This window comes from Streptomyces sp. rh34 (assembly GCF_002551245.1).
GTDB lineage: Bacteria > Actinomycetota > Actinomycetes > Streptomycetales > Streptomycetaceae > Streptomyces.
This window is the reverse complement of the sequence record NZ_NTGZ01000466.1, coordinates 1-2,586: the sequence shown is the minus strand read 5'-3', so window position 1 is coordinate 2,586 and position 2,586 is coordinate 1. Positions and strand designations below refer to the sequence as shown.

Below are 2,586 nucleotides of genomic sequence, written 5' to 3'. Positions count from 1 at the left end.
AGGCCTGGCCCTGCTCGGCTCCGGCGCGTACCGGCGGCGACGGGCCCGGCGCGGGCCCCAGGGCTCGTCGGGCACCCCACCGGGCTCACACCCCTCACCTGCCTCACCCGACCCACCGGCCCCCGAGGCGGAGGAGGCCGACGACAGGCAGCCGACCACAGAGACGAGGCCCCTGGTGACGGCGGGATCCTCGGTGAAGGCAGGGCCCCTGGTGAGGACGGGAGCGGAATCGTGACGCGGCAGCCCGGCCCCCGAGCCCTCCGGCGCATCGCGCCACCCGTCCTCCTGTTCCTGGCCGCCCTCCTGGCGCTCCTGCCCGCCCTGTCCGTCCTGACCGCGCCGGGCGCGCGGGCGGCCGACGGCGACCCCACCGTCAGCCTGTCCAAGAAGGAGGCGGGCAAGGGGGGAGAGATCACCGTCAGCGGCGGCGGCTGGCGTGCCGACGCGTTGCTGATGCTGCTGCTCTGCGGTCAGTCCACGCCGGAGCGGGGCGTGGTCGGCGGCACCAACTCCTGCGCCAACGCCGACGGACGCGCCGTCACGACCGACAAGAAGGGCGCTTTCAGCAAGAAGCTGCCGGTCACCGAACCGCCGAAGCCGTGCCCCTGCGTGGTGCACGTCGCCACGGTGACCGGCGAACGGACCTTGGCCGACGTGGTGTTCACGGTGGCGGGCCACCCCACGGCGGACCTGCCGCGGCAGACCGGTGACGGGAAGCTCGCGGTGCTGGCCACCACCCGTCTGGAGGGCGACAGCTCCCTGCTCACCTGGTTCGGTGCCCCGCCCGCGCGCCGGCTCGTCTTCACCGTGGGCAATCTCGGGTCCGCGCCCGTCAAGGACCCCGTCTTCGAGATCGGCACCGCGCACGGCGTCTACGCGCCGCAGTGGGAGGAGCGACAGTGGCGCGGCACGGTCGCGCCCGGCGCCAAGGCGCAGATCAAGCTGCCGGTCGAACTGTCGGCGGGCGCGCACGGCGACTACCAGGTCTCCCTGCGGTACGGGCAGAAGGTGCTGGCCGAACAGCCGTGGGGGGTCGGCCGCCCCTGGGGAGTCACGCTCTTCTGGGTCCTGCTCTGCCTGGTCGTCCCGGCGGCCGTCTTCCGTATCGGCATGGCGGTCGTGGACAAGGTCCGGCCGCGCCCCGCCGGCTCGCACCGAACGAGGACGCCGGCCACGCGATGGAAGCCGAAGCCGCGCGGGCGCACGGGCACGAGTGCCGGCCAGGACGCGGCCACGGCCACGAGTGCGACCACGGCCGCGGCCACGAACGCGACCACGGCCGTGCTGCCGTGGTTCACCCCGGATTCCGCACCGTCGAAGAACCGACCCCGACCCACGACGAAGGGACAAGCGTGAGCACGCAACGGAGGATGAGCGCGGCCGGAGTCGCGCTGATGCTCGGCGGCGCGGGCATCCTGATGGCCGCGAGCCCGGCCCGGGCCGCCGAGGTCAGCTACGCGACGGAGTGCGTTCCGCCGCCGATCTCGGGACTGCCCGCCGTGCAGGGCACCACGAAGGTGGAGCTGACCGCCCCGGCAGAGGCGAAGGTGGGCGACGAGATCGAGGTCGTCTGGAAGACGGTCGAGGCCGCGTCCAAGAACCCGGACGTGCTGGACCTGGGAGCGGACACGGTCAAGCCGACCGGGACCGTCACCCTGGGCGGTGCGGCGAGCGGCGAACTGAAGCTGGAGGGCCCGCGGCAGAACCCGCCCATCCCCAAGAACAGCCCCATGGTGCTGCCCGACATGAAGGGCACGCTGAAACTGGAGGCCGCGGGGGAGATCACCCTGACGCCGGGCGCGTACAACATCAACGTGTCCAAGCCGATCTCCACGGACACCAAGTGCGCACCGAAGGAAGAGGTCCGGCCGGGCTCCACGATCAAGGTCACCGAGGGCGGCGGTTCCACCACGGGCGGCACGACAACCGGCGGTACGACAACCGGCGGTACGGACAGCGGCGGTACGGACGCCGGAGGAACCACGTCCGGTGGCACGGATTCCGGCGGTACGACGTCGGGAGGGGCGGACGGCGGTACGGACACCGGCGGCACCACGTCCGGCGGAACCACGTCCGGCGGCGGCTCCGGCGGCGGGGAGACCGACTTCCCCGGCAAGGAGGTGTCCGTCGCCTACGCGTGCAAGACCCCGATCGGGGACAAGAACGCCACCTCACCGGTCCGGATCAGCGCCAAGAAGAGCGGCGGCGACTACGACCTGACGGTGGAGTTCAGCAAGTCCGTGATGGACAGCCCGATCGACATCCCGGCGGGCCAGGTGAAGCCGTCCATGGACGTCAAGCTCGGCGGGGCGGACAAGGGCACGGTCAAGGTCGAGGGGCCGCTGAACAAGGAGGTCATCAAGACCGGCGCCCCGATCGAGATCCCCGACCTCACCGGCACGTACAAGCCCGGCGCGAGCGGTAGGTCCACGCTCAGCCCCGGCGTCCTGACGGTCATGGCCGCCGGTACGACGACCACCTGTACCCCTCCCGCCGGCGTGGCCGTCTCCCTGGAGCTGGACACCTCGGCCCAGCCGGGCGGCGCGTCCGGCAGCGGCGGCGCGGCGGCCTCCGGCGGAGCCGCGG

The 2,586-nt window shown here is 72.9% G+C and carries 2 protein-coding genes; both read left to right on the top strand.

Going from position 1 to position 2,586, the window contains the following annotated elements; all coding sequences use genetic code 11:
* The first annotated feature begins 231 nt into the window (after nt 1-231).
* A complete protein-coding gene (locus CR470_RS37265) occupies nt 232-1,356 on the top strand; it encodes a hypothetical protein (RefSeq protein WP_097872147.1) in 1,125 nt (374 codons plus the stop codon).
* A gap of 14 nt (nt 1,357-1,370) precedes the next feature.
* Nucleotides 1,371-2,586, top strand: a 1,216-nt coding sequence (locus tag CR470_RS37260) for a hypothetical protein (RefSeq protein ID WP_097872144.1), incomplete at its 3' end; no start/stop codon positions are given.